We start from the raw sequence: 25,907 nt of genomic DNA on the forward strand, positions 1-25,907 counted from the left end.
GTGCGTTGTGGCACAGGAATATACTGTTGAACAATTGAACCACGGCCGTAAAGTCCACGACTTTATGCGCTGGGATTACTGGGCCTTTAGTATCTCCGGTATCCTGCTGATCCTTTCCGTCGTCATTATCGGCGTGAAAGGCTTCAACTGGGGTCTGGATTTTACGGGCGGAACGGTAATCGAAATCGGGCTGGAAAAACCAGCCGATCTTGATGCGATGCGTGCTTCCCTGCAGAAAGCAGGCTTTGAAGAGCCGCTGGTGCAGAACTTTGGCAGCAGCCGCGACATCATGGTGCGCATGCCGCCTGCCAAAGGTGAAGCAGGTGGTCAGGTGCTGGGCAGCAAGGTTGTGAGCGTGATTAACGAAGCAACCAACCAGAATGCCGCAGTGAAACGTATTGAGTTTGTTGGCCCGAGCGTCGGTGCCGATTTGGCTCAAAACGGTGCGATGGCGCTGCTGGTGGCGCTGATTTCCATCCTGGTTTACGTCGGTTTCCGCTTTGAGTGGCGCCTGGCAGCCGGTGTGGTTATCTCGCTTGCGCACGACGTGATTATCACGATGGGCGTGCTCTCGCTGTTCCACATCGAGATTGACCTGACTATTGTCGCGTCGTTGATGTCGGTTATTGGCTACTCGCTGAACGACAGCATCGTGGTTTCGGACCGTATTCGTGAAAACTTCCGCAAAATTCGTCGCGGGACGCCTTACGAAATCTTTAACGTCTCCCTGACCCAGACGCTGCACCGTACCTTGATCACCTCAGGCACCACGTTAGTGGTTATCCTGATGCTGTATCTGTTTGGTGGGGCACTGCTGAAAGGCTTCTCCCTGACGATGCTTATCGGTGTGACCGTCGGTACGGCTTCTTCTATCTACGTCGCCTCTGCGCTGGCGTTGAAGCTGGGCATGAAGCGCGAGCACATGCTGCAGCAAAAGGTAGAGAAAGAAGGGGCGGATCAGCCGTCCATTCTGCCGTAATAGCGTTTAGCGTTTGATGAAACCGCAGCCTTCGTGCTGCGGTTTTTTTTCATCCGGTGTTTTTCTCCTGACAGTATGCTGTCAGGAGGGGGTCAGTAGACTCGTGGTTACTGACAACACAGGAGAAAAACAATGAGCACACTCATCAACTGGTTTGAGATCCCCGTTTCCGATATGGAACGTGCGGTCGCTTTTTACCAACGAGTACTGAACGCTGAATTTCGCCGCGAGACGATGGCCGGCGTGGAAAATGCTGTATTTTCGTATGACCAACCTGCCACCGGCGGCGCTTTGGTGAAGGGAGATCGGTTTATCCCCTCAGATAAAGGCGCGGTGATTTACCTGTATACGCCCGATATCACCCTGGCATTGCAGCAGGTAGAAGCGGCGGGAGGCCGTCTGGACTTTGGTCCTCAGGTGCTGCCGTATGATATCGGCACGATTGCGTTAATGATTGATAGTGAGGGGAATCGGGTGGGGTTGCATCAGCCTGTTTAAGCCTCAATACTTAAAAACGCCTGCCGTTTTGGCAGGCTAATTTTTCCCGGAAACCCATGAGCCGAAGAGCCGACCGATTATTTCAGATAGTGCAAATCCTGCGCGGCAGGCGCCTGACAACGGCTGCACAGCTTGCCGAACGGCTGGAAGTCTCAGGGCGAACTATCTACCGAGACATTCAGGATCTCTCTCTATCCGGCGTGCCGATCGAGGGGGAGGCGGGCTGCGGCTATCGCCTGCTCGCCGGGTACGATCTTCCTCCGCTGATGCTGACGACAGGAGAGGTGGAGGCGGTGATTGCGGCGTTAAGAATGGTGCAAACCTGGAGCGGAGAATCGCTGGCCAAATCTGCCGAGTCCGTGCATGAAAAACTCCTCGCAGTGCTCACTCCGGAAAAGCGCCGGGTTGCCGAACGCAGTCGTATCATTTCGCCTAATTTTAATAAATTCCCGCAGGTGAAAGCCCGATTCGATCTGCTTCATGCCGCCATCGACAAATGCCAGATTGTTCATCTGCTGTACGAAGATGAAAAAGGGGAATTGACGGAGCGGGATATCCACCCACTGGGGCTGTCATTTTGGGGAGAGGTCTGGCTGCTGGTGGCCTGGTGCGAGGCACGGAATGATTATCGTAGCTTCAGGCTGGATCGCTGTCGGGATATTCATTTAACCGGGAATGTGTTTCAGGAGCGCCACGATCGTTCTCTGCAGGCTTTTATTACCCTTCAAAGGGCTAAAGGTTACCTGCCTGAGAAATAAAAAACCGGCCAGCGGGCCGGTTTTTTACAGGTGGTGGCGATTAGAAGTTGTAACCTACCACGAAGTAGCCACCCCAGCCGGTTGCGCGAACGGTTTCAGTCATCCAGTTCAGCTGGGTGCCGTCGTTCCACTGGCCGCCGTTATGGAAGTAACGGGCAACGATTGAGTAATGCAAGTGATCATAGTTCAGCGACAGGATGTGGCTGGAAGCGATGGAGTTGCTGGTACGCTGCTTCAGACCGTTAGTGCCGTAGTCGCTGTCTTTGCCCAGATCTGAACCCCAGTCAAAGTTGGTGAAACCGATATAGCTCAGGTTACCGCCCCACAGGGAAGTAATCGGCACGAAGTATTTCACCTTGAAGCGGTAGCCATCCCACTCGTTTTCGTTGGTCGCTTTATAGTTCTGCCACTGGTACTTGGCATACACGTTCAGGGACAGACTCATCGGCAGGCCGGTATCGATGTCGGTACCCAGACCCATGTACCAGGTGCTTTGGCGACCCGTTGCGTTGCGGCCCATGTCGTAAATGTAGTTGTTCGCGAAGTACCACTCTTTGAACGGACCAAAGCTCAGATCGGTCCCGGTCAGCTTATCGATGGAGAAGCGAGGTTCGATTTCCATAAACAGTGGGGAACCGTGGTTCCAGATGCCTTTCGCCTGGGTGTTACCGCCGAAGAAGACTGGCGCATCCATATAGCCGTAGAAATCGAACCAGTCTTTTTTGGCGAACGCTTCGTATTCCAGGTAGGTATCGTTACGCAGCTGCGGCCCGAAACGGGTGTGGTAGCTGCCGACAACGTTAACGCTCTGGTGCCACCAGTCGGAGAGGTATTCGCTGTTTTTTGCTTCTTCTGCGCTGGCAGAGAAAGAGCTGGAAAGCGCCAGAACGGTGCCGGCTGCCAGAATAATTTTTTTCATATTTTTAGCCACTGTTTACGTAATTTTGGTGCGATGCGGATGTGAGATGTCATCCCTGGCCGCCGGTCTCAGGGGAAGGACCATTGCAGCGCGACTATTATAGAAATCCCTGCTCACAAAAATATGTTCTATTTCACATTCTTCTCATATGCGTAATCGATTGCGTTCACGTTTGCGCACATTAAAAACGGCGTGATTGTACCTGCTTCGTCAAATTACGCAAACGTATGCCGGGTTGTTACATCTAAGTGTGACGCGGATCACGATAAAGACAGGGTGATAATAGGGGTTTTGCTTCACATATTGTGCGAGGCGTGTGAAAGAGTGTGACAAGCTCCCTCGCCTGGCAAGGGAGTTAAAGGCTATTGCGCTGGCGCTGGCCGTGCGGCAGAAACCGGCTGAATATCGTGTACCCGTACAAATCCTAATTGATCGGGCGTGATGCCGGACAGGCGCAGCGGAATCGACACATCGCTGGGGGCAAGGATGCTGGCCGGGGCGTCTATTTGCTGAGTCTGCACGTTAACTTCCTGGAAGCTGTCGGTGGTGCCCTGGATCTGCCCCCATTCTACTTTACCGCTGAATGCCGGCAGCGGATCGTTAGACTCCCCCTGAATCAGCAGGGTGGCACGGGTCCCGTTGGCTTCGGCCGCAATGTTGGTCAACGACATTTTCAGGTTACCAATCTGACTGTTAAGACGCGCGGCCGTGTTTGAACCTGGCAGCAGGTAAACGCCGCTAGTGGACTTCGCGTTCAGGGCATTTTGCTGAGTAAGCTTTACCGTTTGCTGGCTAAGTTTGGTCATTTCCTGATTTAACGAACCAATTTGACTGCGCATCTGACGCATTTCAGTTTGCTGGGCGCAAGCGGTCAGGCTCATCAGACTTGAAACCAGGATGATTCTTAAGTAAGTCTTTGTCATGGTTAGTTTTTCCTTGTTAAGGTTCGCTGATTTAAGCGTAGTTCTTCGTGCTTGAAAAGTCATATTTGATGTCGCGAGGTCGGTGCTGTCTTTGTACTCCCGCAACTTCGCGGTAAACTATTGTTCATCTTTATAATCCCAGCAGGAAACGCTATGCATTGCCCATTCTGTTTCGCCGTGGACACCAAAGTTATCGACTCTCGCCTGGTGGGGGAAGGTTCTTCCGTTCGTCGTCGGCGCCAGTGCCTGGTTTGTCACGAGCGCTTCACGACTTTCGAGGTTGCGGAGCTGGTGATGCCGAGAGTTGTGAAGAGCAATGAGGTACGCGAGCCGTTTAACGAAGACAAACTGCGCAGCGGTATCCTGAAAGCGTTGGAAAAACGTCCGGTCAACTCTGACGACGTGGAAATGGCCATCAGCCATATTAAGTCGCACCTTCGAGCAACTGGCGAACGTGAAGTCCCGAGTAAACTCATTGGCAACCTGGTGATGGAGCAGCTCAAAAAGCTGGATAAAGTCGCCTATATTCGCTTCGCTTCGGTCTACCGTAGCTTTGAAGATATCAAAGAGTTTGGTGAAGAAATCGCCCGTTTACAGGATTAATGCCGATGTCCCTTGATGAACAGTTTATGGCTCGTGCGCTGGAGCTGGCTAAGCGCGGGCGTTTTACTACTGCACCGAACCCGAATGTCGGCTGTGTGATTGTCAAAGACGGCAAGATTGTGGGCGAAGGGTTCCACTTTCGCGCCGGTGAACCTCATGCAGAAGTTCACGCTTTACGTATGGCAGGCGAGGATGCCCGGGGCGCAACGGCTTATGTCACGCTAGAACCTTGCAGCCACCATGGCCGCACGCCACCGTGCTGCGATGCTTTAATTGCCGCAGGCGTATCTCGCGTTGTTGCCGCCATGCAGGATCCCAATCCGCAGGTTGCCGGACGAGGCCTCTATCGTCTGCAGCAGGCGGGTATCGAAGTCAGCCACGGCTTAATGATGAACGAGGCCGAAGCGTTGAACCGTGGGTTCCTCAAGCGTATGCGCACCGGTTTTCCGTTTATCCAGCTTAAACTCGGCGCCTCGCTGGATGGCCGTACCGCAATGGCGAGCGGTGAGAGTAAGTGGATTACTTCTCCACAAGCGCGTCGCGACGTTCAACGCCAGCGTGCACAAAGTGCCGCTATTCTCTCAAGCAGCGCAACCGTGCTGGCAGATAATCCGTCATTAACGGTTCGCTGGGATGAACTGGATAGCGCCAGCCAGGCCATCTATGCTCAACAGGATTTGCGTCAGCCGATTCGTATTGTAGTTGACCGCCAAAACCTCGTGACACCGCAGCATCAAATTGTCGCTAACCCAGGTCAAACCTGGCTTGCCCGCAGCCATGCCGATGAGCAAAACTGGCAAGAAGGCGTTGAGCAACTGCTGGTGCCTGAACATAACGGCCATCTTGATTTGGTGGTGCTAATGATGCAGCTTGGCAAACGCCAGGTGAATTCTGTCTGGGTGGAGGCAGGGGCGACACTTGCCGGCGCCCTATTGCAGGCAGGCCTGGTGGATGAGCTTATTGTCTACGTCGCGCCAAAATTATTAGGCAATGATGCCCGCGGATTGTGCGAGCTTCCTGGCCTTGAAAAACTTGCTGATGTGCCGGAGTTCAGCTTTAGCGAAGTCCGCCAGGTCGGCCCTGATTTGTGCCTGCATTTGACGCCCATTTACGGACGCCAGTAAAACGTAAGCAGTCACGAAAAGATTATGATAAAATCCGCCCCCCTGCGGGGCTAAACAGAACCCGTAAAGGAAGATTATGAACATTATTGAAGCTGCCGTTGCTACTCCTGACGCTCGCGTCGCCATCACCATCGCGCGTTTTAACAACTTCATCAATGACAGCCTGCTGGAAGGTGCTATCGACGCCCTGAAACGTATCGGCCAGGTGAAAGACGAAAACATCACCGTCGTTTGGGTGCCGGGCGCTTACGAGCTGCCGCTGGCCGCTGATGCGCTGGCGAAAACCGGTAAATACGATGCCGTTATCGCGCTGGGAACCGTGATTCGCGGAGGCACTGCACACTTCGAATACGTTGCCGGCGGTGCCAGCAACGGTCTGTTAAGCGTAGGCCAGGACAACGGCATTCCCGTTGCCTTCGGCGTGCTGACCACTGAAAGCATTGAACAAGCCATCGAACGTGCTGGCACCAAAGCCGGTAACAAAGGTGCAGAAGCTGCACTGACCGCGCTTGAAATGATTAATGTATTGAAAGCCATCAAGGCCTGATTTTTTGTAAGGGGAAATCCGTGAAACCTGCTGCTCGTCGCCGCGCCCGTGAGTGTGCCGTCCAGGCGCTCTACTCCTGGCAGTTGTCTAAAAACGACATCGCTGATGTCGAATACCAGTTCCTGGCGGAACAGGACGTCAAAGACGTTGACGTTGTCTATTTCCGCGAGCTGCTGAGCGGCGTGGCTACTAACAGCGCGTATCTGGATGGGCTGATGAAGCCTTACCTGTCCCGTCTGCTGGAAGAGCTGGGTCAGGTGGAAAAAGCGGTACTGCGCATTGCGCTGTTTGAACTATCCAAACGTGACGATGTGCCGTACAAAGTGGCCATCAACGAAGCGATTGAGCTGGCGAAAACCTTCGGTGCCGAAGACAGCCACAAGTTCGTTAACGGCGTTCTCGACAAAGCCGCTCCAGCTATCCGTCCCCACAAGAAGTAATCTCCTGGCCGGGTTTTCCCGGCCTTCTTTTTTCTGCAACTGACATTCCTGAGGTATCACGCATGGCATGCGGTGAGTTTTCCCTGATTGCCCGTTACTTCGATCGCGTAACAAGTTCTCGTCGTGATGTGGAAGCCGGTATTGGCGACGACTGTGCGTTGCTGTCGGTACCCGAAAAACAACTGCTGGCGATCAGCACCGATACGCTGGTCAGCGGCAATCACTTCCTGCCGGATATCGATCCGCGCGATTTGGGCTACAAAGCACTGGCGGTGAATTTAAGCGATCTGGCCGCAATGGGCGCAGATCCGGCCTGGCTTACGCTTGCAATAACACTCCCTGAAGTGGATGAAGCGTGGCTGGAGGCATTCAGCGACAGTTTGTTCGAGCAGCTGGATTATTACGATATGCAGCTGATTGGCGGCGACACAACCCGTGGCCCACTTTCCTTGACGTTGGGCATTCACGGCATGATCCCTGCTGGACGGGCGCTCAAGCGCAGCGGTGCGAAGGCCGGAGACTGGATTTATGTCACCGGCACGCCGGGTGACAGCGCGGCTGGCCTGGCAATTTTGCAGCAACGTCTGCAGGTTGCGAATGCGCAGCATGCTGATTATCTGCTCAAGCGACATTTGCGCCCAACGCCGCGTGTTTTGCACGGCCAGGCGCTGCGAGATCTGGCTAACAGCGCTATCGATCTGTCAGACGGCTTGATTTCCGATCTCGGCCATATCCTGAAGGCCAGCGACTGCGGGGCTCGTATCGATCTCGATTTGCTGCCGTATTCCGAAGCGTTGCGCGAGCATGTCGAACCAGAGCAGGCCCTGAAATGGGCGATGTCCGGCGGCGAAGACTATGAGCTGTGCTTTACCGTGCCGGAGCTAAACCGTGGCGCGCTGGAAGTGGCTATCGGCAATCTGGGCGTGCCTTATACCTGCATTGGGCAGATTGTTTCTGCGTCTGAAGGGCTGCAGTTTACCCGCGAAGGGAAGCCGGTGACGCTTGAGATGAAGGGTTACGACCACTTTTCGTAATGGATGGTCATGACCCTCACCCAACCCTCTCCCTAAAAGGGAGAGGGAGCAAAACCCCAGCTGATAACGTTGACCAGCAAGGGGAGGGCATTATTTATATCCCGCCACGGGATGGCGCTGATAAAGCGTCTCCAGCTCGGCAATCTCCTGCGGTTTCAGCGTTAAATCTACGGCACCCAGTAAATCATCCAGCTGTTCCTGCCTTGATGGGCCGATAACAGGCGCGGCGATACCCGGTTTGCTGAGCAGCCATGCCAGCGCGACCTGCGCGCGTGAAGCGCCTTTATCGGCCGCGACGTTTGCCAGCCGTTCAGCGATAAGCGCGTCGTTTTCGTTATTCGTCTGGTACAGCGATTTCCCAACTTCATCTGAGACAGATCTTGCCGTGGTATCTCCCCACGGACGAGTCAGCTTGCCGCGCGCGAGCGGGCTCCAGGGGATCACCGCAATTTTTTCTTTGTAGCACAGCGGCAGCATTTCCAGCTCTTCTTCGCGGTAAATCAGGTTGTAATGATCCTGCATGCTAACAAAGCGCGCCCAGCCTGCCTGAGACTGCAAAGCCAGGGCCTGTGCGAACTGATCGCTGCGCATTGAAGAGGCGCCGATGTAGCGTGCTTTACCGGCCTTAACCACATCGTTAAGCGCCTCAAGCGTCTCTTCAATGGGCGTATCGTAGTCCCAGCGGTGGATTTGCAGCAGATCGACATAGTCGGTGCCGAGGCGTTTCAGGCTGTCGTCAATCGAACGCAGGATCTGTGGACGGGAAAGGCCCTGAGGCAAATCGCCAACTTTGTTGTAAACCTTCGTGGCAACCACAACGTCCTGGCGGCGGGCAAAATCGCGCAGCGCGCGACCCAAAATCTCTTCGCTGCTGCCGTCGGAGTAATTATTCGAGGTATCGAAGAAGTTAATCCCTTTATCCAGCGCGTGGCGGATAATTTCCCGGCTGCTCTCTTCGGGGAGCGTCCATGCGTGGCTGCCGCGATCGGGTTCGCCAAAGGTCATGCAGCCGAGGCAAAGACGAGAAACCTTAAGGTCGGTGGTGCCTAACGGGGTGTATTGCACGATGTCGCTCCTGCTTATGTTGTAGGGTTATCCTAAAAGCATAGCAGGCCGTACACGTCATACTTCAAACCACAGCGGTGTTGGCGGCGCTCTCATACCCGAATCACTTACCTGAGTAAGCTCATCGGGATATGTTCACTTGCCGTCGTGCTGTGGATTGAATTATTTAGTGTACGGATGAAGTTAACTTACCCAGCTCCGAATCTTAGCTTCGATCCCGGTGGCATCGAGGCCAATCGCGGCGCGTGCTTCTTCCTGGGTGCCCTGAGGAATGAAGAAATCAGGCAGGCCGAGGTTGAGTACGGGAACTGGTTTACGGTGCGCCATCAGCACTTCGTTCACGCCGCTGCCAGCCCCGCCCATAATGGCGTTTTCTTCAATCGTTACCAGTGAATCGTGGCCTGCAGCAAGCTCCAGAATCAGGGCTTCATCCAGCGGCTTAACAAAACGCATATCGACAAGCGTGGCGTTCAGCGCTTCGGCGGCGGCGGCGGCTTCAGGCAGCAAAGTCCCAAAGTTCAGCAGCGCAATTTTTTCGCCTTCGCGTTTCACTATCCCTTTACCAATCGGCAGTTCAGAAAGCGGTATCAGCTCTGCGCCGGTACCCGTGCCACGTGGATAGCGTACGGCGCTTGGGCCTGCGCTGTAGTGGTAGCCGGTATGCAGCATCAGGCGGCATTCGTTTTCATCGCTCGGGGTCATGATAACCATGTCCGGGATGCAGCGCAGGAAGGAGATATCAAAGGCGCCCTGGTGCGTCTGGCCGTCAGCGCCAACAATCCCGGCGCGGTCGATGGCAAACATCACCGGCAGCTTTTGAATGGCCACGTCGTGAATCACCTGGTCGTAAGCGCGCTGGAGGAAGGTGGAGTAAATAGCGACAACCGGCTTGTAGCCGCCGATCGCCAGGCCCGCCGCGAAGGTCACCGCGTGCTGCTCGGCAATCGCCACGTCAAAATACTGGGAAGGATACTGACGCGAAAACTCCACCATGCCGGAGCCTTCACGCATGGCCGGGGTGATGGCCATCAGCTTGTCATCGTGGGCTGCGGTTTCGCACAGCCAGTTGCCAAAAATCTTCGAGTAGCTCGGCAGGCCACCGGTGCTTTTCGGCAGCGTTCCGCTCTGAGGATCGAACTTCGGCACCGCGTGGAAACTGATCGGATCTTTTTCGGCTGGCGCGTAGCCACGCCCTTTTTTGGTCATGATATGCAGGAACTGCGGGCCTTTCAGGCTGCGCATGTTCTTCAGCGTATTCACCAGGCCAATCACATCATGGCCATCTATTGGGCCGATGTAATTAAAGCCGAGTTCTTCAAACAGCGTACCCGGCACGACCATGCCTTTGATATGTTCTTCGGTGCGCTTCAGCAGCTCTTTAATCGGTGGTACGCCGGAGAAGACCTTCTTGCCGCCTTCGCGCAGTGTCGAATAAAGCTTGCCGGAAAGCAGCTGCGCCAGATGGTTGTTCAGCGCGCCTACGTTCTCGGAAATCGACATCTCGTTATCGTTAAGCACGACCAGCATGTCCGGGCGAATATCGCCCGCGTGGTTCATCGCCTCGAAGGCCATACCGGCGGTGATTGCGCCGTCGCCGATCACGCAGACGGTTTTACGGTCTTTCCCTTCCTTTTCTGCAGCAACGGCGATCCCGATGCCTGCGCTAATGGAGGTGGAAGAGTGGCCCACGCTCAGCACGTCGTACTCGCTTTCCGCGCGCCACGGGAACGGATGCAGGCCACCTTTCTGGCGAATGGTGCCAATCTTATCGCGGCGGCCGGTCAGAATTTTGTGTGGGTAGGCCTGGTGGCCTACGTCCCAGATGAGTTGATCAAACGGCGTGTTATAGACATAGTGCAGCGCCACGGTCAGTTCGACCGTGCCGAGGCCGGAGGCAAAGTGCCCGCTGGAGCGGCTTACGCTGTCGAGCAGATAACGGCGCAGCTCATCGCAAAGCTTAGGTAAGCTCTCTTTAGGCAGCACTCGCAGATCCGGGCTGGCATCCACCAGAGCGAGGGTCGGGTATTTGGCGATATCAAAACTCATCAGAAATCTAAACTCATCGTTGTTATACGTTATTTATCACGGTGGATAATGTAGTTGGCTAACGCTTCCAGTGCCGCCGTGTCCAGCGACAACTCAGCAAGCTCGGCCAGAGCCTGCAGTGCTTCCTGATAAAGATCCTGCGCTTTTGCCTGCGCCTGTTCAAGCCCCAGCAGCGCCGGATAGGTACTTTTGCCCAACTGCTGGTCGGCGCCCTGGCGTTTGCCCAGGGTGGCTGTATCGCCGATCACGTCCAGAATGTCATCCTGAACCTGGAAAGCGAGGCCGATGCTTGCGGCATAGCGATCCAGAATCGGCAGGGCTTTCCGGCCTGCTTCACCGGCACTCAGCGCACCCAGGCGAACGGCGGCGCGAATCAATGCCCCGGTTTTATGGCGGTGAATACGCTCCAGGGAAGCCAGGTCTACTTGCTTGCCTTCGGCTTCTAAATCCAGCGCCTGGCCGCCACACATCCCGGCAACGCCGCTGGCGGTTGCCAGTTCTGAAACCATGGCTAAGCGATCGGCAATCTCAACGCCCGGCATTGGCGCATCACTCAGTATAGAAAATGCCAGCGTTTGCAGGGCATCGCCAGCCAGAATGGCGTTCTCTTCGCCAAATTTAATGTGGCAGGTTGGCTGACCGCGACGTAAATCATCGTTGTCCATCGCCGGTAAATCATCGTGGATCAGGGAGTAAGCGTGAATACATTCCACGGCAGCGGCTGGTGCATCCAGCGCTTCGTCCGCTACGCCAAACATTTCGCCGGTGGCGTACACCAGGAATGGACGCAGGCGCTTGCCGCCCAATAGTGCGCCATAGTGCATCGCTTCAACCAGTGGACTGTTCTGAAACGGCAGTGGCGCCAGAAAACGCGCAATAGCGTCGTTAACCCGCACAACATGGGCCTGAAGCTGTTGATTAAAATCCATATTACTCGGCGTCCGGGCTAAAGGGAGTCAGAGGGGCGTCTTCGCTGTCGCTCAGTAAGATCTGTACGCGCTGCTCTGCCTGCTGGAGTTTCACTTGCCCCTGGCGAGCCAGCTGCACGCCGCGCTCAAATTCGTTTAACGCCTCTTCAAGGGCGAGATCGCCGCTTTCCAGACGAGTAACTATTTGTTCCAGTTCGACCAGTGCGGTTTCGAAGCTGGCCGGAGATTCGGTTTTTTTCGGCATGGTGAATGTCTGACTCTGTTTTTATTCGACGCCGACATGGTAGCGGAGTCAATGTGATTATCAAGCAGGCTCGTGCAAGTCGGTTAAGGTGCGCAGTCTTTGTGGGATGGTGGTATACTTCCGCGCCTCGGATGCAGGTGGCATTACGCCGCTGCAAGTACTTCTTTTTATGCCCGCGTGCTGCGCAGTCAGCCCGGCTGACTAAACGAACCCTTACCGCCATGAAGTTTATCATTAAATTGTTCCCGGAAATCACCATCAAGAGCCAATCTGTGCGCATTCGCTTTATTAAGATGCTCACCGGGAATATTCGTAACGTTTTAAAACACTACGATGAGAGCCTGGCGGTTGTTCGCCACTGGGACAACATTGAAGTTCGCGCCAAAGATGAAAACCAGCGTATCACCATTCGTGAAGCGCTGACCCGCATTCCGGGTATCCACCACATTCTTGAAGTTGAAGATGTGCCGTACACCGACATGCACAATATCTTTGAGCAGGCGCTGGAACTGTACCGCGACAAGCTGGAAGGCAAAAGCTTCTGCGTGCGCGTCAAACGCCGTGGGAAACATGAATTTAGCTCCATTGAAGTTGAGCGCTACGTTGGCGGCGGCCTGAATCAGCACATCGAATCCGCGCGCGTTAAGCTCAACGATCCGGACGTGACGGTTAACCTTGAGATCGAAAACGATCGCCTGCTGCTGGTTAAAGGCCGCTATGAAGGCATCGGCGGTTTCCCTATCGGAACTCAGGAAGACGTACTGTCGCTGATTTCCGGTGGTTTTGACTCCGGCGTTTCCAGCTATATGCTGATGCGCCGCGGCTGCCGCGTGCATTACTGCTTCTTTAACCTTGGCGGTGCCGCGCACGAAATCGGCGTTAAGCAGGTGGCTCACTACCTGTGGAACCGCTTCGGCAGCTCTCACCGCGTGCGCTTCGTCGCGATCAACTTTGAGCCAGTGGTCGGCGAGATCCTCGAGAAAGTGGAAGATGGCCAGATGGGCGTGGTGCTGAAACGTATGTTTGTGCGTGCCGCCTCCCAGGTTGCCGAGCGCTATGGCGTTCAGGCTCTGGTGACCGGCGAAGCGTTAGGCCAGGTGTCCAGCCAGACGCTGACCAACCTGCGCCTGATCGATAACGTTTCCGATACGCTGATTCTGCGTCCGCTGATCTCTCACGATAAAGAGCACATCATCGATCTGGCGCGCGAAATCGGTACCGCGGATTTTGCCCGCACCATGCCGGAGTACTGTGGCGTAATCTCGAAAAGCCCAACCGTAAAAGCGGTGAAGGCGAAGATTGAAGAAGAAGAGCAGAAGTTCGACTTCTCTATTCTGGATCGCGTGGTTGCGGAAGCGACCAATATCGATATTCGCGATATTGCGACCCAGACCCAGCAGGAAGTGGTGGAAGTCGAAACGGTTAAAGCGTTTGGGCCAAACGAAGTGCTGCTGGACATCCGTTCTAACGACGAAGTGGACGAGAAACCTTTTATGCAGGAAGGCGTTGAGGTTGTGGCGCTGCCGTTCTACAAGCTGAGCACTAAGTTTGGCGATCTCGACCAGAGCAAAACCTACCTCCTGTGGTGTGAGCGTGGCGTGATGAGCCGCCTGCAGGCGCTGTACCTGAGCGAGCAGGGCTTTAAGAATATTAAGGTGTACCGCCCGTAAAGGACTGACCCTCACCCCGGCCCTCTCCCTAAAAGGGAGAGGAACACCGTTCTGGTTCCCTCGCCCCTTTGGGGAGAGGGTTAGGGTGAGGGGCTATTACTGATAATCCCTGAAGCTATAAATCCCTGCCGCCAGCACCAGCTGCTGCGACACTTCATGAGCCTTCTCGCGGCTCACCAGCAGGTCGATAATCTTCAACGCAAAATCAATCGCGGTTCCCGGCCCCTGGCTGGTGAGCAGATTAACTCGTGGGTCCCAGACAACGCGTTTGTCCTGCCATTGTCCTTCGGGAATCGTGTCCTTCAGGCCTGGAAAACCGGTCATGTTGCCTATCGGGAACAGCTCGTGCGGGACCAGCACCGTCCCGGCAGCCGCGCAAATCGCCGCCACAATACGGCCAGATAGATGAAACTGACGCACGGTCTCAACCAACAGCGGGCTATCGCGGAAGCATTCGGCACCTTTCAGGCCGCCGGGGAGCACCACGATGTCGAAGTCTCCATCGGCCACTTCAACCAGAGGCGCATCCGCCAGTAATTTCACGCCGCGTGAGCAAACAATTTTCAGGTCGCCGTCGGGGGCTACGCTTGCCGTCGTCACCTTGATTCCGGCGCGAACCAGCAGGTCAATAGTGGTGACCGCTTCGGTCTCTTCAGTGCCAGGTGCCAGGCAGACCAGCGCTTGTGCGCTCATATTCATTCTCCTTACGTTTAACCTGCTCATAGAGGCGGGCATTCACCGGCACAGGGACGCCGTGAGCTCTCGCTCTGCGCAGCAGATAGCCGGTGATATAGTCAATTTCCGTGTGGCGCTCCAGGCGGATGTCCTGCAGCATCGATGAGGTGTTTTCTGCCGTGCTTTCAATGACCTGCCCGACATAATCTAACAGGCTTTCGGGCGAGGTATGGTGGCCCTCACGCGTCATTACCTGCGCGACTTCTTCACAAATGCTGGCAATTTCTTCTGCGTGGTTTTTCAGTTCGCCGTTAGAACAGTCGTACAGCGCGGTCAGTGGGTTAATTACGCAGTTTACCGCAAGTTTGTTCCAGCTCGCCGGCTGGATATTATTGTGCCATGCGACGTCCGGCAGCGCGGCATGCAGCATATCTGCAAGGTAGCTGTAGTCGCTGGCTTTAGCGTTACCTGGGCCGATGTGGGTGATGCCGGAAGCGACGTGAACAATCACATTCCCGTCTCTTTTTGCCGCCTGAGTGGTTAACCCGAGCAACAACGGTTGGGGCAGCCCGCTTAGCTCATCCAGCGTTCCCATCCCGTTATGCAGCAGCAATATCGGGCAGCTTGAAGGTAGCTGGGTGGCAAGCGTGCGCACGGCATCGGAAACCTGCCACGCCTTAAGCGTCACTAACAGGAGATCGCTGGTCGCGAGAAATTCGGGATCGTTAGCCGTGAAGGACTCGTTAAAGACGCTGCCATCGGTGTGATCGAGCAGATTGACGTGGCAATACGGCTGCGGCACACGCAGCCAGCCCTGAAGCTCATGCCCTTGCTTGTGAAGTGCGGTCAACCAGAGCTGACCCAGCGCACCGCAACCCAGCACGGTAATTTTCATTATTGCCTCCCCATTCGCTCACTACGCGAATGCTAAACTTACTTTCTATTATAGCGTTATCGGCTTTCCGGCTCTTTAACAGGTTGTTTTGCGCAGCCCAGCGGGTATTATGCAACGCAAACCAGAGAGGGAGAAAACACATGCCATCTTTTGATATCGTTTCTGAAATCGACCTGCAGGAAGTGAACAACGCGGTAGAGAACGCCGAGCGCGAGCTGGCGACCCGTTTTGACTTCCGTAACGTGCCGGCGAGCTTTGAGCTGAATGAAAAAAATCAGACCATTAAAGTCGCCAGCGAATCTGACTTCCAGGTAAACCAGCTGCTGGACATCCTGCGCGCCAAGCTGCTGAAGCGCGGCATCGAAGGCAGCTCTATTGATGTGCCTGAGGAGTTTGTTCACAGCGGCAAAACCTGGAGCGTGGAAGCTAAGCTGAAACAGGGTATTGAAGCAAGCGTTGCTAAGAAAATCATTAAGCTGATTAAAGACAGCAAGCTAAAGGTTCAGACCCAGATCCAGGGCGAAGAGATCCGCGTGACGGGTAAAGCTCGCGATGATTTACAGGCCGTGATGGCGCTGATTCGTGGCGGTAATCTGGGGCAGCCGTTCCAGTTTAAGAACTTCCGCGACTGACGATTTGAGGGGCGTTTACGCCCCTTTCACCACCTGCTCAATTTCATATCTGTTCGTCAGCTTGCTGTCGATTTTCACATACGCGCTGCGTTCTTCCGGAATGATGTTCGCTTCGCTAACGCCTGGCTGAGCCAGCAGTCTTTCCCGTAAATTCTCGTCATTCACGCTGCTTTCCGGTAGCTCAATACGCAGGCTACTGACGTACGGCGGCTCCTGCATTGTCCAACTGACGAATAGCCAGACCATTGCGAGCACCGCGCCCGCCAGGAAGACGGTTTGTGAATCAAACAGCCCGTTAAGCCAGCCGCCGAGCGACCCGCCGATAGCCACGCCGATAAACTGGCTGGTGGAGTAGATACCCATTGCGGTGCCTTTGTAGCCCGCCGGGGATTCTTTGCTGATAAGCGAGGGCAGAATGGCTTCCATCAGGTTAAATGCCAGGAAGAACAGCTGCACGCCAATCACCAAATCCCAGAAATGCGGGCCGGCGCCCCAAAGCACGATCTCGGCAATTAGCAGGACCGCTACGCAGCCAACAAACACGTGCTTCATGCGGCGTTTAACTTCGGCATAGATGATAAACGGCACCACCGAAACAAACGAAATCAGCATGGTGCAAAGGTACACTTTCCAGTGCTGAGCTGCTGGGAAACCGGCCTGCTCAAGCTGGCCCGGCAGGGCGACAAAGGTGGACATCAGCATGATATGCAGGCACATGATGCCGAAATTCAGCTTCAGCAGCTTCGGCTCCATCATCACTTTGCGGAAGCAGCCTTTGACCATCCCCGACTCGCGGTTTAGCACGTGCGTTTCGGTATTCGGGACCAGCCAAATCGTAATCAGAATGCCGCAGGTGGCTAAGACGGCAATCATCCAGAACAGCGCCTGCAGGCCAAGCGCCTGAGTAATTATCGGGCCGAGCACCATCGCGATAGCGAACGTCACGCCGAAGCTGACGCCGATAAAAGCCATCGCTTTGGTGCGGTTCTGTTCACGTGTTAGATCGGAGAGTAACGCCATGACAGCGGCGGCGATTGCGCCAGAGCCCTGCAGCGCACGGCCTAAAATTACGCCCCAAATGGAGTCGCTTAGGGCGGCAATAACGCTGCCGAGCACAAAGATAGCCAGCCCACCGACGATCAGCGGCTTGCGGCCAATACGGTCAGAAAGCAGGCCAAACGGGATCTGGAAGACGGCCTGCGCGAGGCCATAGATGCCAATAGCAAGGCCAATCAGCGCTTCACTTGCGCCCTGCAGCGCCATACCCCAGGTGGTAAGAACCGGCAGTACCATAAACATGCCCAGCATGCGCAGGGAAAAGACGGTGCCTAAACCCCACGTCGCACGCAGCTCGACGGGCGTCATTTTGTAATCGTTCATTACCACCTCAGATAAAAAGTCGGCCTTAGTGTAGTGCGAGGGCAGGGGAGGGTAAATCGTTAGTTATTTAACAGATATTACAGGGCGGGTGCTTTGATGATACTGATAAAAAAGGGCACCGAGGTGCCCTTTTATGCTTTTCGCGACTTACCAGACGTAAGTCAGCAGATTATGTGAGTCTGGCACCATAAAATCGACCGACATCATGACGCTCAACGAGGTAATGGCCACGATAGAGAAGATGAACAGCTTGCGCGCCCAAACTTTATCGTCTTCCACTTTATAGCCCCGCAGCGCCATGCCCAGCCACCAGACGCTGACCGCCGCGGCGACGATCAGGTATTTGTATCCGGCATAACCGCCCAGAGAAAGCATCAACGTTGCCACCGCAAAAGCGATGATGTACAGCGTTATATGGTTCTTGGCGACGGAAATGCCTTTTACCACCGGCAGAACCGGGATGTTGGCGGCCTGGTAATCTTTAAAGCGGAAGATGGCAATCGCGTAGGAGTGCGGCATCTGCCACAGGCTAAAGATAGCCAGCAGGATAGCGGCGCCGGTGTCGAACTCGTTGGTCACGGCGCAGTAGCCGATAACCGGAGGAGCCGCGCCGGACAGGCTGCCGATGAGCGTGCCGTAGACCGAGTGGCGTTTCATGTAGAGGCTATACACCCCGACATACACCACGAAGCCCATTACGGCCAGCCACATCGCCAGCGGGTTAGCACCAAACCACAGCAGCATGAAGCCAGCAATACCCAACACGGTGGCGTACACCAGCGAAATTTTCGGTGAAATCAGGCCCTTAACCAGCACCCGATTCTTCGTTCTCTCCATCTTCTGGTCGATATCGCGGTCGATAAAGTTGTTATAGACACAACCCGATGCGACCACCAGTGATACGCCAACCAGCGTATAGAGGAACAGTGGGTAATTAATGCTGCCCTTCGAGGCCAGTAAAAATCCCCCAATGACAGAAATTAAATTACCGAAAATAATTCCTGGTTTCGTTACTTGCAGGTATTGCTTAATCATACATGCCGCTCTTAGTGAACCATCATGTTCAGGTTGAGGTTCCACATAATCCAGATCGAGCCGACCACCAGAATGGCAATAATCAGCACCGTAAAGGCAAAGGCCACCAGGTTCCAGCGCTCACTCGAAGAGGTGTTCAGATGCAGGAAGCACACAAGGTGCACCAGAATCTGGACAACTGCAGTCACCAGGATCACGGCAAGCATAGTGCCGTGAGAGGCCGTGCCTTCCATGACAATCCAGAACGGGATAGCCGTCAGGATGATAGACAGGATAAAACCTGTCATGTAGGTCTTCACGCTACCGTGGTGGGCGCCGCTGTGTTCAGTTGAATGACTCATTACATCGCCCCCATCAGATAGACTACAGAGAATACGCAGATCCAAACCACGTCAAGGAAGTGCCAGAACAGGCTCAGGCACATCAGACGCGCACGGTTGGTGCTGGTCAGGCCGCGACGGGAAACATGAATCATCATGAATGCCATCCACACCAGACCGGAAGTCACGTGCAGACCGTGGGTGCCAACCAGCGCGAAGAACGCTGACAGGAAGCCGCTGCGATCCGGGCCGAAGCCTTCTTTGATCAGGTGATGGAATTCATAGATTTCCATCGCAACGAAGCCCGCACCGCACAGGAAGGTCAGCGCCAGCCAGGAGATAACCTGGCTTTTGTTGCCTTTGTTCATGGCGATGATCGCCATGCCGTAGGTGATGGAGCTCACCAGCAGCAGGGCGGTTTCAACGGCCACGAACGGCAGTTCGAAGATGTCTTTCCCTGCCGGGCCACCTGCGGTGCCGTTCACCAGAACGGCATAGGTCGCGAACAAGCAACAGAACAGAATGCAGTCGCTCATCAGGTAGATCCAGAAACCAAAGACTTTATTGGTTCCTGCATCGTGGTGCCCGTGCTCCGCGGCGTGGGCGTTATTTACAGTCTCAGTTGCCATTTTTCAGCCCTGCTTTGGTGAGTTCTTCGAAATGCTGATTTTCCAGTTTTTCGACTTCAGCCACCGGAACATAGTAATCCACATCTTCGTCGAAGCTTTTCGCAATCCAGGTGATAACGATGCCGGCAAAGCCAACAATCGCCAGCCACCAGATGTGCCAGATCATGGCAAAGCCAAACACGGTGCTGAATGCAGCGATGATGATACCGGCTGCGCTGTTGCGCGGCATATGAATCTCTTCATAGTGCGCAGGCTGTTTGTACGCTTCACCTTTCTCTTTCATCTCCCAGAATGCATCACGCTCGTGAACGTGTGGCAGGTGGGCGAAGTTATAGAACGGAGGCGGAGAAGAGGTTGCCCACTCCAGCGTACGGCCACCCCATGGGTCACCGGTCAGATCGCGGTTCTGCTCGCGGTCACGGATAGAGACGTAGAACTGAATCAGCTGGCACAGAATGCCCAGAGCGATCAGCGCTGCACCACAGGCTGCAACAACCAGCAGGGTGTGGAACTGTGGATCGATCTGCTGGCTCAGACGACGGGTCATGCCCATGAAGCCCAGCACGTACAGCGGCATAAATGCCACGAAGAAACCGATAATCCAGAACCAGAAGGCGCGTTTGCCCCAGGTTTCGTTCAGCGTGAAGCCGAACGCTTTTGGCCACCAGTAGGTCAGACCTGCGAAGCAACCGAAGACCACGCCGCCGATGATAACGTTGTGGAAGTGCGCGATCAGGAACAGGCTGTTGTGCAGCACGAAGTCCGCGCCCGGCACCGCCAGCAGAACACCGGTCATCCCACCGATAGAGAAGGTGACGATGAAGCCAATGGTCCACAGCATCGCAGAGTTAAAGACGATGCGGCCCTGATACATGGTGAACAGCCAGTTGAAGATCTTCACCCCGGTCGGGATGGCGATAATCATGGTGGCAATACCGAAGAAGGCGTTTACGTTCGCACCGCTGCCCATGGTGAAGAAGTGGTGCAGCCAAACGATGAACGACAGAACGGTAATCGCGATGGTCGCCCACACCAGAGAGGTGTAACCAAACAGACGCTTTTTAGAGAAGGTTGCAACCACCTCAGAGAACACGCCAAACACCGGCAGCACCAGGATATAAACTTCCGGGTGGCCCCATGCCCAGATGAGGTTGATGTACATCATCATGTTGCCACCCATATCGTTGGTAAAGAAATGGGTGCCAAGGTAGCGGTCAAGGGTCAGCAGTGCGACGGTCACGGTGAAGATTGGGAACGCGGCGATAATCAGTACGTTAGTACACAGCGAAGCCCAGGTGAACACCGGCATTTTGAACATAGTCATACCTGGGGTACGCATGTTCAGAATGGTCACGAAGAAGTTAATACCTGTCAGTGTCGTACCGATACCGGACAGCTGGAGACTCCAGATCCAGTAATCGACCCCGACGCCCGGACTGTACTCAATTCCCGATAGCGGTGGATAAGCTACCCAACCGGTCTGTGCGAACTCGCCCACGCCCAGTGACAGGTTAACCAGCACCACGCCGACAACGGTGAACCAGAAGCTCAGGTTGTTCAGGAATGGGAAGGCAACGTCACGTGCGCCAATCTGCAACGGCACAACCAGGTTCATCAGGCCGATAACAAAAGGCATCGCCACGAAGAAGATCATGATAACGCCGTGGGCGGTAAAGATCTGATCGTAGTGGTGAGGCGGCAGGAAGCCTGCTTCGCCCGCGGAGGCGAGCACCTGCTGGCTACGCATCATGACCGCATCGGCAAAGCCGCGCAGCAGCATGACGATAGCGACGATAACGTACATTACGCCAAGGCGTTTGTGGTCAACGGAGGTTAGCCACTCTTTCCATAAATATTCCCACTTACCGAAGTAAGTGATAGCCGCAAGCAGCGCCAGTCCCCCGACGATGATTGCCGCAACCGTAACCATGACAATTGGCTCATGGTACGGGATTGCATCCAGTGTAAGTTTTCCGAACATCGTATTATTCCTCGGCCCCTTAGTGAGAGGTTTCCGCGTGACTCATGTCCATGCCTTCCATACCTTCCATGCCTTTCATATCGTCATGGGAAGCCTGTTCACCTTCCGGCTTGGCCATGTGCATGCTCCCGTGTCCCATAAATTTGTTAATAACGTCTTTAAACAAATCAGGTTTAACACTGGAGAAGTATTCGACTTTGTTGTATTCGCTTGGCGCGGCCAGTTTCTCGTAGGTCGCCATATCGTTCATGGCTTCTGGAGACTGTTTCGCTTTAGCAACCCATTGGTTGAAGGTGTCCATGTCCGGCGTGGCGATAGCCTTGAACTTCATGCCGGAGAAACCTTTACCGCTGTAGTTTGACGAAATACCGTCGTAGGTGCCGGCTTCATCTGCAATCAGGTGCAGTTTGGTCTGCATGCCTGCCATTGCGTAGATTTGGCTACCCAGGCGCGGAATAAAGAAGGAGTTCATCACCGAGTTAGAGGTGATTTTGAATTCCACTGGGGTATTGGCCGGGAAGGCGATTTCATTCACCGTTGCGATACCCTGCTCCGGATAGATGAAGAACCATTTCCAGTCCATGGCGATAACTTCGATGGTCACCGGCTTGGCTTCATGTTCCAGCGGGCGGCTAGGTTCAAGAGAGTGAGTGGTTTTCCAGGTCAGTACCGCGAGGAAGATAACGATAAGGATAGGAATCGTCCAGACTACAGCTTCCACTTTGTTCGAGTGCGACCAGTTAGGGCTGTATTTGGCGTCCTTGTTGGATGCCCGATATTTCCAGGCAAAACCGATAGCCATTGCAATTGCAGGGATAACGACAATCAACATCAGGCCGATGGCCGTCAGTATCAGTGAACGTTGTTCCAGTCCGATCTGTCCTTTGGGATCCAGGAGTGCAGAATCACAGCCACTGAGTAAAAATGCGCCTGCGATTAATGACAACCATCCCAAACTTTTATTGTATTTCCTGAGTCTCATTTAACGACCTCAATTCCAGGGAGCTCTATTGTCGTTTAAAGTGTGCCGGCATTTTACGGGAAGGTTACATTACTGTAAACATGAATGGCTCAGTGTCAGTAGGGTGTTACTGGGTTCTGCCTACGATGTCACACAGAATGCAACAAACTGTAAAATCTAGCGTTGGTGCGTGGGGGCCGCAGGTTATAACGAAAACCTATGTTGGCGGAAATAGTCCGGGGAAATGAGTATAACCAGCCAAATTGAAATACATTTAATTAACAATGCGGCATCATTTGTCACATATTACCAACAAATATTAATTTCTCACCGGGCTGAATCGTTAAGGATAATCTTTTAATGCTTATTGAACAAAGTAATTAAAGAAAACTGTATTTAATTACGATAAATAGTCCTCGACGGTAACACTTAACGACCTGAGTAATTAATAGACAATAAAAGTAACTATCCGGTATTAATTACTTCATCTTAATGACAAACATCGATGAATACGGCGGGATTGAGGGCGCTGAATATCCATCACTCTTCACAGGGATAAGGTAATGACAGGACACGTATCACCCATTATTGGCATCGATCTTGGCACCTCCAATAGCGCAGTCTCCTGGTTCAGCGAGGGCGCAGCGACGCTGGCTTTAGGCCAAAAAGGTGAGCGCTTAACGCCTTCCGTTGTTGGGCTTGATGATGAAGGGCATCTGCTGGTAGGCGAGGCGGCAAAGGCTCGACTGGTTAGCCATCCTCATCTGACGGTTGCCAGTTTTAAGCGCTATATGGGCACCGAGAAAGTTTTCACCCTCGGCAAACAGTCATTTCGTGCCGAAGAGCTTTCCGCATTAGTGCTGCGAAAATTAAAAGCCGATGCCGAAGTTGCGCTTGGTTGTGAAGTCACGCGTGCGGCTATTACCGTTCCGGCTTATTTCAATGACTCCCAGCGCAAAGCAGTTAAAGCCGCAGGGCAAATGGCCGGACTCGAGGTTGAACGCCTCTTAAACGAGCCTACTGCGGCAGCACTGGCCTACGGATTAGCCGACAGCCGCGAGCAAAAATTCCTGATCTTCGACTTAGGCGGCGGTACATTTGATGTTTCCATCGTGGATATGTTCGAGGGCGTGATTGAAGTTCGTGCCAGCAGCGGCGATGCCTGGCTTGGCGGCGATGATTTTACCGAAGCCCTGCGCCAGTGGATGCTGAGCTGCTATCCCCAGCTGACGCTGGATAACCCAGAGCTTGCCGCTGACCTGACCCGCCAGGCCGAATCCCTGAAACAGCAGCTCAGCAGTCAGGACAGAGCCAGCGCGAAGCTGGTTCATGCAGGGGAAGAATTTAGCTGGGATCTCAACGAAGAGACTTTCCAGAAGTGCTGCGGCGCGCTGCTGTCCCGCCTGAAAAAACCGGTTGTTCAGGCGCTGCAGGATGCGCAATTCGACGTTGCGCAACTCGATCACGTTATTCTGGTGGGCGGCGCAACGCGAATGCCTCTGGTACGCCAGTTGGTGACCCGAATGTTTGGTCGCTTCCCGCGTAATGAACTGAATCCCGATGAAGTTGTGGCGCTGGGGGCTGGCGTTCAGGCCGGGCTTATTGCAGAAGACAAAGCCCTGGACGACGTGGTGCTTACCGACGTCATGCCTTACTCACTGGGTATTGCCGTATCGCGTCGAAACGGCGACAGAGTCGAAGAAGGCTTTTTCTCGCCGCTGATCGAGCGTAATGCTTTTGTGCCGGTAAGCGTGATGCAGACCTTCAGCACCATGAACGACAACCAGCGGCAGATAGATATTGAGGTCTACCAGGGGGAATCGCGCAAAGTCAGCGACAACCTGCTGCTGGATAGCATGTCGATTAAGATCCCGACGCGCAAAGCGGGAGAGGTGAGCGTGGATGTACGCTTCACCTATACCCTCGACGGCATTCTGGAAGTGGAATGCAAGATTAGCGGCGAGCAAAGCGCCTCGACAATGGTGATTGAAAAAGCGCCGGGCACGCTCAGCGCCGAGGAAATTGCGAAGCGTTTAAAACAGCTTGATGCCCTTAAACAGCATCCTCGTGATGTGCCCGAAAACCGCCAGCTGGCTGCCGAGGCGTCAAAACGCTATGAGCAGACGCTGGGAGACAGACGCCAGATTATCGATCATTACGCCACGCAATTTGAACAAGCGCTGGACCGCCAGGACCTGCGAATTATTGCCGCCGCGCGGGACGAACTGCGTCGGGTGCTAGACCAGCTTAACGACGGACTGTAAACATGGCGACGATATGGGATGTGCTGGGCATTGAGCCCACAACGGATGAACGTGAAATTCGTCGCGCTTATGCCCGCGAGTTAAAGCTGCGACGGCCGGACAAAGATCCGCAGGGCTTTCAGGCGTTGCGCGAGGCGTTTGATAGTGCCAAACGCTATGCCAGTTCTACGCGAGAAACGCTCTGGATAGACGCGCGGGATACCGTGTTAGTCGATGAGCCTGGCCCTGAGTTTATTGAGGAAGACACCCCGCCTTCTACACAAGCTGAAGTGTCGGAGGAAGGCTGGAATAGAAATGAACTCTGGCAGCAGGCGCAGGTGTTCGCCGCGCTGTTACTCAGGGATGAAACCACGGGTTTTGGCGAGTTACACCACTACCTTGAGCAAGAGATTCCCGATTCACTGACGGCCGGGAAAACTTTTAGTCTGATGCTTGCCGAAGCGCTCAGCGAGCAGCCCTGGCTTTACCGCAGCCTGTTGAATGAAGTCTCTTCGATTATGGGCTGGCAGATTGATAACTACCGCTCATCTCAACTGCCTGACTGGCTGATACATGCTCTCGACGTCCAGATTGCCAATACCGAGCAAGAAAACTACTGGTTAATTCTGAGCCGGCAATACGATGGCGGTATGCTGGCCCAACTTAAATGGCGATTGTTAACAGAAAAGGGTGCCGGCATCCCCTGGTGGGCGTGGCTGGTACCGGATTTTATTCAGCAATTAAGAAATCAGGTTATCGAGGTGCGGCAGCGGTTTCCTTTATTACAGGAGCGGCTTAACCCTGCCCTGCTCGAGGCGGTTGATAAACCCAGACTGGTGCTCAGTTGGGAAACCATTATTACCGTGGTTTTCTGGGGGTATACGGCCTGGTTACCGGGTCATGAGTCGTTGAAAATGGCCGCGCATGCCGTGGCTATGTTGGGGGTTGTGGCTCTCTATCTCTGGGGATATCCGGCTTTAATGCGCCTTTGTAGGCAGCACCCGGGGCGATTAGAGAGGGTTGAGTCCTACTTTTGGCTGATTTCGTTAGTTATTCTGTTTTCCCCCTTTTATAAACTGTTCCATCACTTGTATTACTTAGATAACAAAGCCAGTTCAGGTCTGACGCGTGTGCTGATGGTGGCGGCTATTTTGCTGGTTCCACTGGGTTTTACTCTGTGGGAAAAACGTAGCCGCTGGAGGACGCTTCCGCAGAGCATTGTGAAGACTATTATCGTTTTCCCTGTCAAAGTCATTCGCGACCTTCCGCCGTTGGTTAATGTGCTGGCTGCGATATTGCTGCCCATGCTTTACGGCATCATTATCGAAATGGTCTATTTCATAAAATAAAAAAGCCCCCGGTATACGCCGGGGGCTT

Annotated in this window: 26 protein-coding genes; 12 read left to right on the plus strand and 14 right to left on the minus strand. The window is 54.2% G+C overall.

What is annotated here, in order from left to right; genetic code table 11:
* The first annotated feature begins 7 nt into the window (after positions 1 to 7).
* From secF to CNE01S_RS09190, 3 genes are all read left to right on the plus strand, one after another.
* The gene (secF, locus tag CNE01S_RS09180) at positions 8 to 979 is read left to right on the plus strand and encodes a protein translocase subunit SecF (RefSeq protein ID WP_061275369.1); all 972 of its coding nucleotides are present in this window, start codon (positions 8 to 10) and stop codon (positions 977 to 979) included.
* 132 nt (positions 980 to 1,111) lie between these two features.
* Positions 1,112 to 1,477 carry a VOC family protein gene (locus CNE01S_RS09185; RefSeq protein WP_061275371.1) on the plus strand — a complete coding sequence of 122 codons (366 nt, stop codon included), beginning with the start codon at positions 1,112 to 1,114 and terminating at the stop codon, positions 1,475 to 1,477.
* A gap of 56 nt (positions 1,478 to 1,533) precedes the next feature.
* Positions 1,534 to 2,235, plus strand: a complete 702-nt coding sequence (locus CNE01S_RS09190; RefSeq protein ID WP_061275373.1) for a helix-turn-helix transcriptional regulator — start codon at positions 1,534 to 1,536, stop codon at positions 2,233 to 2,235.
* A gap of 40 nt (positions 2,236 to 2,275) precedes the next feature.
* Here the strand turns inward: CNE01S_RS09190 and CNE01S_RS09195 are convergent, their stop codons facing one another.
* Both CNE01S_RS09195 and CNE01S_RS09200 read right to left on the minus strand, forming a co-directional pair.
* Positions 2,276 to 3,154 (minus strand): nucleoside-specific channel-forming protein Tsx, encoded by an 879-nt coding sequence (locus tag CNE01S_RS09195; protein WP_038475117.1) that lies wholly within the window; start codon positions 3,152 to 3,154, stop codon positions 2,276 to 2,278.
* A 362-nt stretch (positions 3,155 to 3,516) separates the two neighbouring features.
* Positions 3,517 to 4,077: a SadB/YajI family lipoprotein gene (locus CNE01S_RS09200; protein WP_061275375.1), complete on the minus strand. Its 561-nt coding sequence runs from the start codon at positions 4,075 to 4,077 to the stop codon at positions 3,517 to 3,519.
* 153 nt (positions 4,078 to 4,230) lie between these two features.
* Between CNE01S_RS09200 and nrdR the strand changes: the two genes are divergently transcribed.
* The 5 genes from nrdR (at position 4,231) to thiL (ending at position 7,825) form a co-directional block, all read left to right on the plus strand.
* Positions 4,231 to 4,680, plus strand: coding sequence for a transcriptional regulator NrdR (gene nrdR, locus CNE01S_RS09205; protein ID WP_016535162.1), 450 nt, complete (start codon positions 4,231 to 4,233; stop codon positions 4,678 to 4,680).
* 5 nt (positions 4,681 to 4,685) lie between these two features.
* Positions 4,686 to 5,804: a bifunctional diaminohydroxyphosphoribosylaminopyrimidine deaminase/5-amino-6-(5-phosphoribosylamino)uracil reductase RibD gene (gene ribD / locus CNE01S_RS09210; RefSeq protein WP_061275377.1), complete on the plus strand. Its 1,119-nt coding sequence runs from the start codon at positions 4,686 to 4,688 to the stop codon at positions 5,802 to 5,804.
* Positions 5,805 to 5,880: 76 nt separating this feature from the next.
* Positions 5,881 to 6,351: a 6,7-dimethyl-8-ribityllumazine synthase gene (gene ribH, locus CNE01S_RS09215; RefSeq protein ID WP_038475111.1), complete on the plus strand. Its 471-nt coding sequence runs from the start codon at positions 5,881 to 5,883 to the stop codon at positions 6,349 to 6,351.
* 20 nt (positions 6,352 to 6,371) lie between these two features.
* On the plus strand, positions 6,372 to 6,791 hold the full coding sequence (nusB, locus tag CNE01S_RS09220; protein ID WP_008454563.1) for a transcription antitermination factor NusB: 420 nt from the start codon (positions 6,372 to 6,374) through the stop codon (positions 6,789 to 6,791).
* Positions 6,792 to 6,853: 62 nt separating this feature from the next.
* A complete protein-coding gene (gene thiL, locus CNE01S_RS09225) occupies positions 6,854 to 7,825 on the plus strand; it encodes a thiamine-phosphate kinase (protein ID WP_061275379.1) in 972 nt (323 codons plus the stop codon).
* 90 nt (positions 7,826 to 7,915) lie between these two features.
* Here the strand turns inward: thiL and CNE01S_RS09230 are convergent, their stop codons facing one another.
* The 4 genes from CNE01S_RS09230 to xseB form a co-directional block, all read right to left on the minus strand.
* A complete protein-coding gene (locus tag CNE01S_RS09230) occupies positions 7,916 to 8,890 on the minus strand; it encodes an aldo/keto reductase (RefSeq protein ID WP_061275381.1) in 975 nt (324 codons plus the stop codon).
* Between the two features lie 183 nt (positions 8,891 to 9,073).
* The gene (gene dxs / locus CNE01S_RS09235) at positions 9,074 to 10,936 is read right to left on the minus strand and encodes a 1-deoxy-D-xylulose-5-phosphate synthase (protein ID WP_061275383.1); all 1,863 of its coding nucleotides are present in this window, start codon (positions 10,934 to 10,936) and stop codon (positions 9,074 to 9,076) included.
* A gap of 29 nt (positions 10,937 to 10,965) precedes the next feature.
* Positions 10,966 to 11,865 (minus strand): (2E,6E)-farnesyl diphosphate synthase, encoded by a 900-nt coding sequence (gene ispA / locus CNE01S_RS09240; RefSeq protein WP_061275386.1) that lies wholly within the window; start codon positions 11,863 to 11,865, stop codon positions 10,966 to 10,968.
* A gap of 1 nt (position 11,866) precedes the next feature.
* A complete protein-coding gene (xseB, locus tag CNE01S_RS09245; RefSeq protein ID WP_061275388.1) occupies positions 11,867 to 12,109 on the minus strand; it encodes an exodeoxyribonuclease VII small subunit in 243 nt (80 codons plus the stop codon).
* A 221-nt stretch (positions 12,110 to 12,330) separates the two neighbouring features.
* Between xseB and thiI the strand changes: the two genes are divergently transcribed.
* Positions 12,331 to 13,779: a tRNA uracil 4-sulfurtransferase ThiI gene (gene thiI / locus CNE01S_RS09250; protein ID WP_061275509.1), complete on the plus strand. Its 1,449-nt coding sequence runs from the start codon at positions 12,331 to 12,333 to the stop codon at positions 13,777 to 13,779.
* Between the two features lie 96 nt (positions 13,780 to 13,875).
* On the opposite strand, the gene yajL is transcribed toward thiI, so the two are convergent.
* Both yajL and panE read right to left on the minus strand, forming a co-directional pair.
* Positions 13,876 to 14,472, minus strand: coding sequence for a protein deglycase YajL (gene yajL, locus CNE01S_RS09255; protein ID WP_008454578.1), 597 nt, complete (start codon positions 14,470 to 14,472; stop codon positions 13,876 to 13,878).
* Positions 14,432 to 15,349 carry a 2-dehydropantoate 2-reductase gene (panE, locus tag CNE01S_RS09260; protein WP_061275390.1) on the minus strand — a complete coding sequence of 306 codons (918 nt, stop codon included), beginning with the start codon at positions 15,347 to 15,349 and terminating at the stop codon, positions 14,432 to 14,434. The genes yajL and panE overlap by 41 nt, the downstream gene beginning before the upstream one ends.
* A 140-nt stretch (positions 15,350 to 15,489) precedes the next feature.
* Here panE and CNE01S_RS09265 point away from each other — a divergent pair, with 140 nt between their 5' ends.
* Positions 15,490 to 15,981, plus strand: a complete 492-nt coding sequence (locus CNE01S_RS09265; protein WP_008454581.1) for a YajQ family cyclic di-GMP-binding protein — start codon at positions 15,490 to 15,492, stop codon at positions 15,979 to 15,981.
* A gap of 15 nt (positions 15,982 to 15,996) precedes the next feature.
* Here CNE01S_RS09265 and CNE01S_RS09270 read toward each other — a convergent pair whose 3' ends face one another.
* From CNE01S_RS09270 to cyoA, 6 genes are all read right to left on the minus strand, one after another.
* A complete protein-coding gene (locus tag CNE01S_RS09270) occupies positions 15,997 to 17,361 on the minus strand; it encodes an MFS transporter (RefSeq protein WP_061275392.1) in 1,365 nt (454 codons plus the stop codon).
* A gap of 147 nt (positions 17,362 to 17,508) precedes the next feature.
* Positions 17,509 to 18,396, minus strand: coding sequence for a heme o synthase (cyoE, locus tag CNE01S_RS09275; protein WP_008454592.1), 888 nt, complete (start codon positions 18,394 to 18,396; stop codon positions 17,509 to 17,511).
* Between the two features lie 11 nt (positions 18,397 to 18,407).
* The gene (locus CNE01S_RS09280; protein ID WP_045781551.1) at positions 18,408 to 18,737 is read right to left on the minus strand and encodes a cytochrome o ubiquinol oxidase subunit IV; all 330 of its coding nucleotides are present in this window, start codon (positions 18,735 to 18,737) and stop codon (positions 18,408 to 18,410) included.
* Positions 18,737 to 19,345, minus strand: coding sequence for a cytochrome o ubiquinol oxidase subunit III (locus tag CNE01S_RS09285; RefSeq protein WP_061275394.1), 609 nt, complete (start codon positions 19,343 to 19,345; stop codon positions 18,737 to 18,739). The genes CNE01S_RS09280 and CNE01S_RS09285 overlap by 1 nt, the downstream gene beginning before the upstream one ends.
* Positions 19,335 to 21,326: a cytochrome o ubiquinol oxidase subunit I gene (gene cyoB / locus CNE01S_RS09290; protein ID WP_061275396.1), complete on the minus strand. Its 1,992-nt coding sequence runs from the start codon at positions 21,324 to 21,326 to the stop codon at positions 19,335 to 19,337. The genes CNE01S_RS09285 and cyoB overlap by 11 nt, the downstream gene beginning before the upstream one ends.
* A gap of 19 nt (positions 21,327 to 21,345) precedes the next feature.
* Positions 21,346 to 22,308, minus strand: a complete 963-nt coding sequence (gene cyoA, locus CNE01S_RS09295; RefSeq protein ID WP_045781553.1) for a cytochrome o ubiquinol oxidase subunit II — start codon at positions 22,306 to 22,308, stop codon at positions 21,346 to 21,348.
* 542 nt (positions 22,309 to 22,850) lie between these two features.
* On the opposite strand from cyoA, the gene CNE01S_RS09300 reads away from it, so the two are divergent.
* Both CNE01S_RS09300 and CNE01S_RS09305 read left to right on the plus strand, forming a co-directional pair.
* The gene (locus tag CNE01S_RS09300) at positions 22,851 to 24,551 is read left to right on the plus strand and encodes a molecular chaperone HscC (protein WP_061275398.1); all 1,701 of its coding nucleotides are present in this window, start codon (positions 22,851 to 22,853) and stop codon (positions 24,549 to 24,551) included.
* 2 nt (positions 24,552 to 24,553) lie between these two features.
* The gene (locus CNE01S_RS09305; protein WP_061275399.1) at positions 24,554 to 25,879 is read left to right on the plus strand and encodes a J domain-containing protein; all 1,326 of its coding nucleotides are present in this window, start codon (positions 24,554 to 24,556) and stop codon (positions 25,877 to 25,879) included.
* Positions 25,880 to 25,907 lie beyond the last annotated feature (28 nt).

This window comes from Cedecea neteri NBRC 105707 = ATCC 33855, from assembly GCF_001571265.1.
In the GTDB taxonomy this organism is placed as follows: Bacteria; Pseudomonadota; Gammaproteobacteria; order Enterobacterales; family Enterobacteriaceae; genus Cedecea; species Cedecea neteri.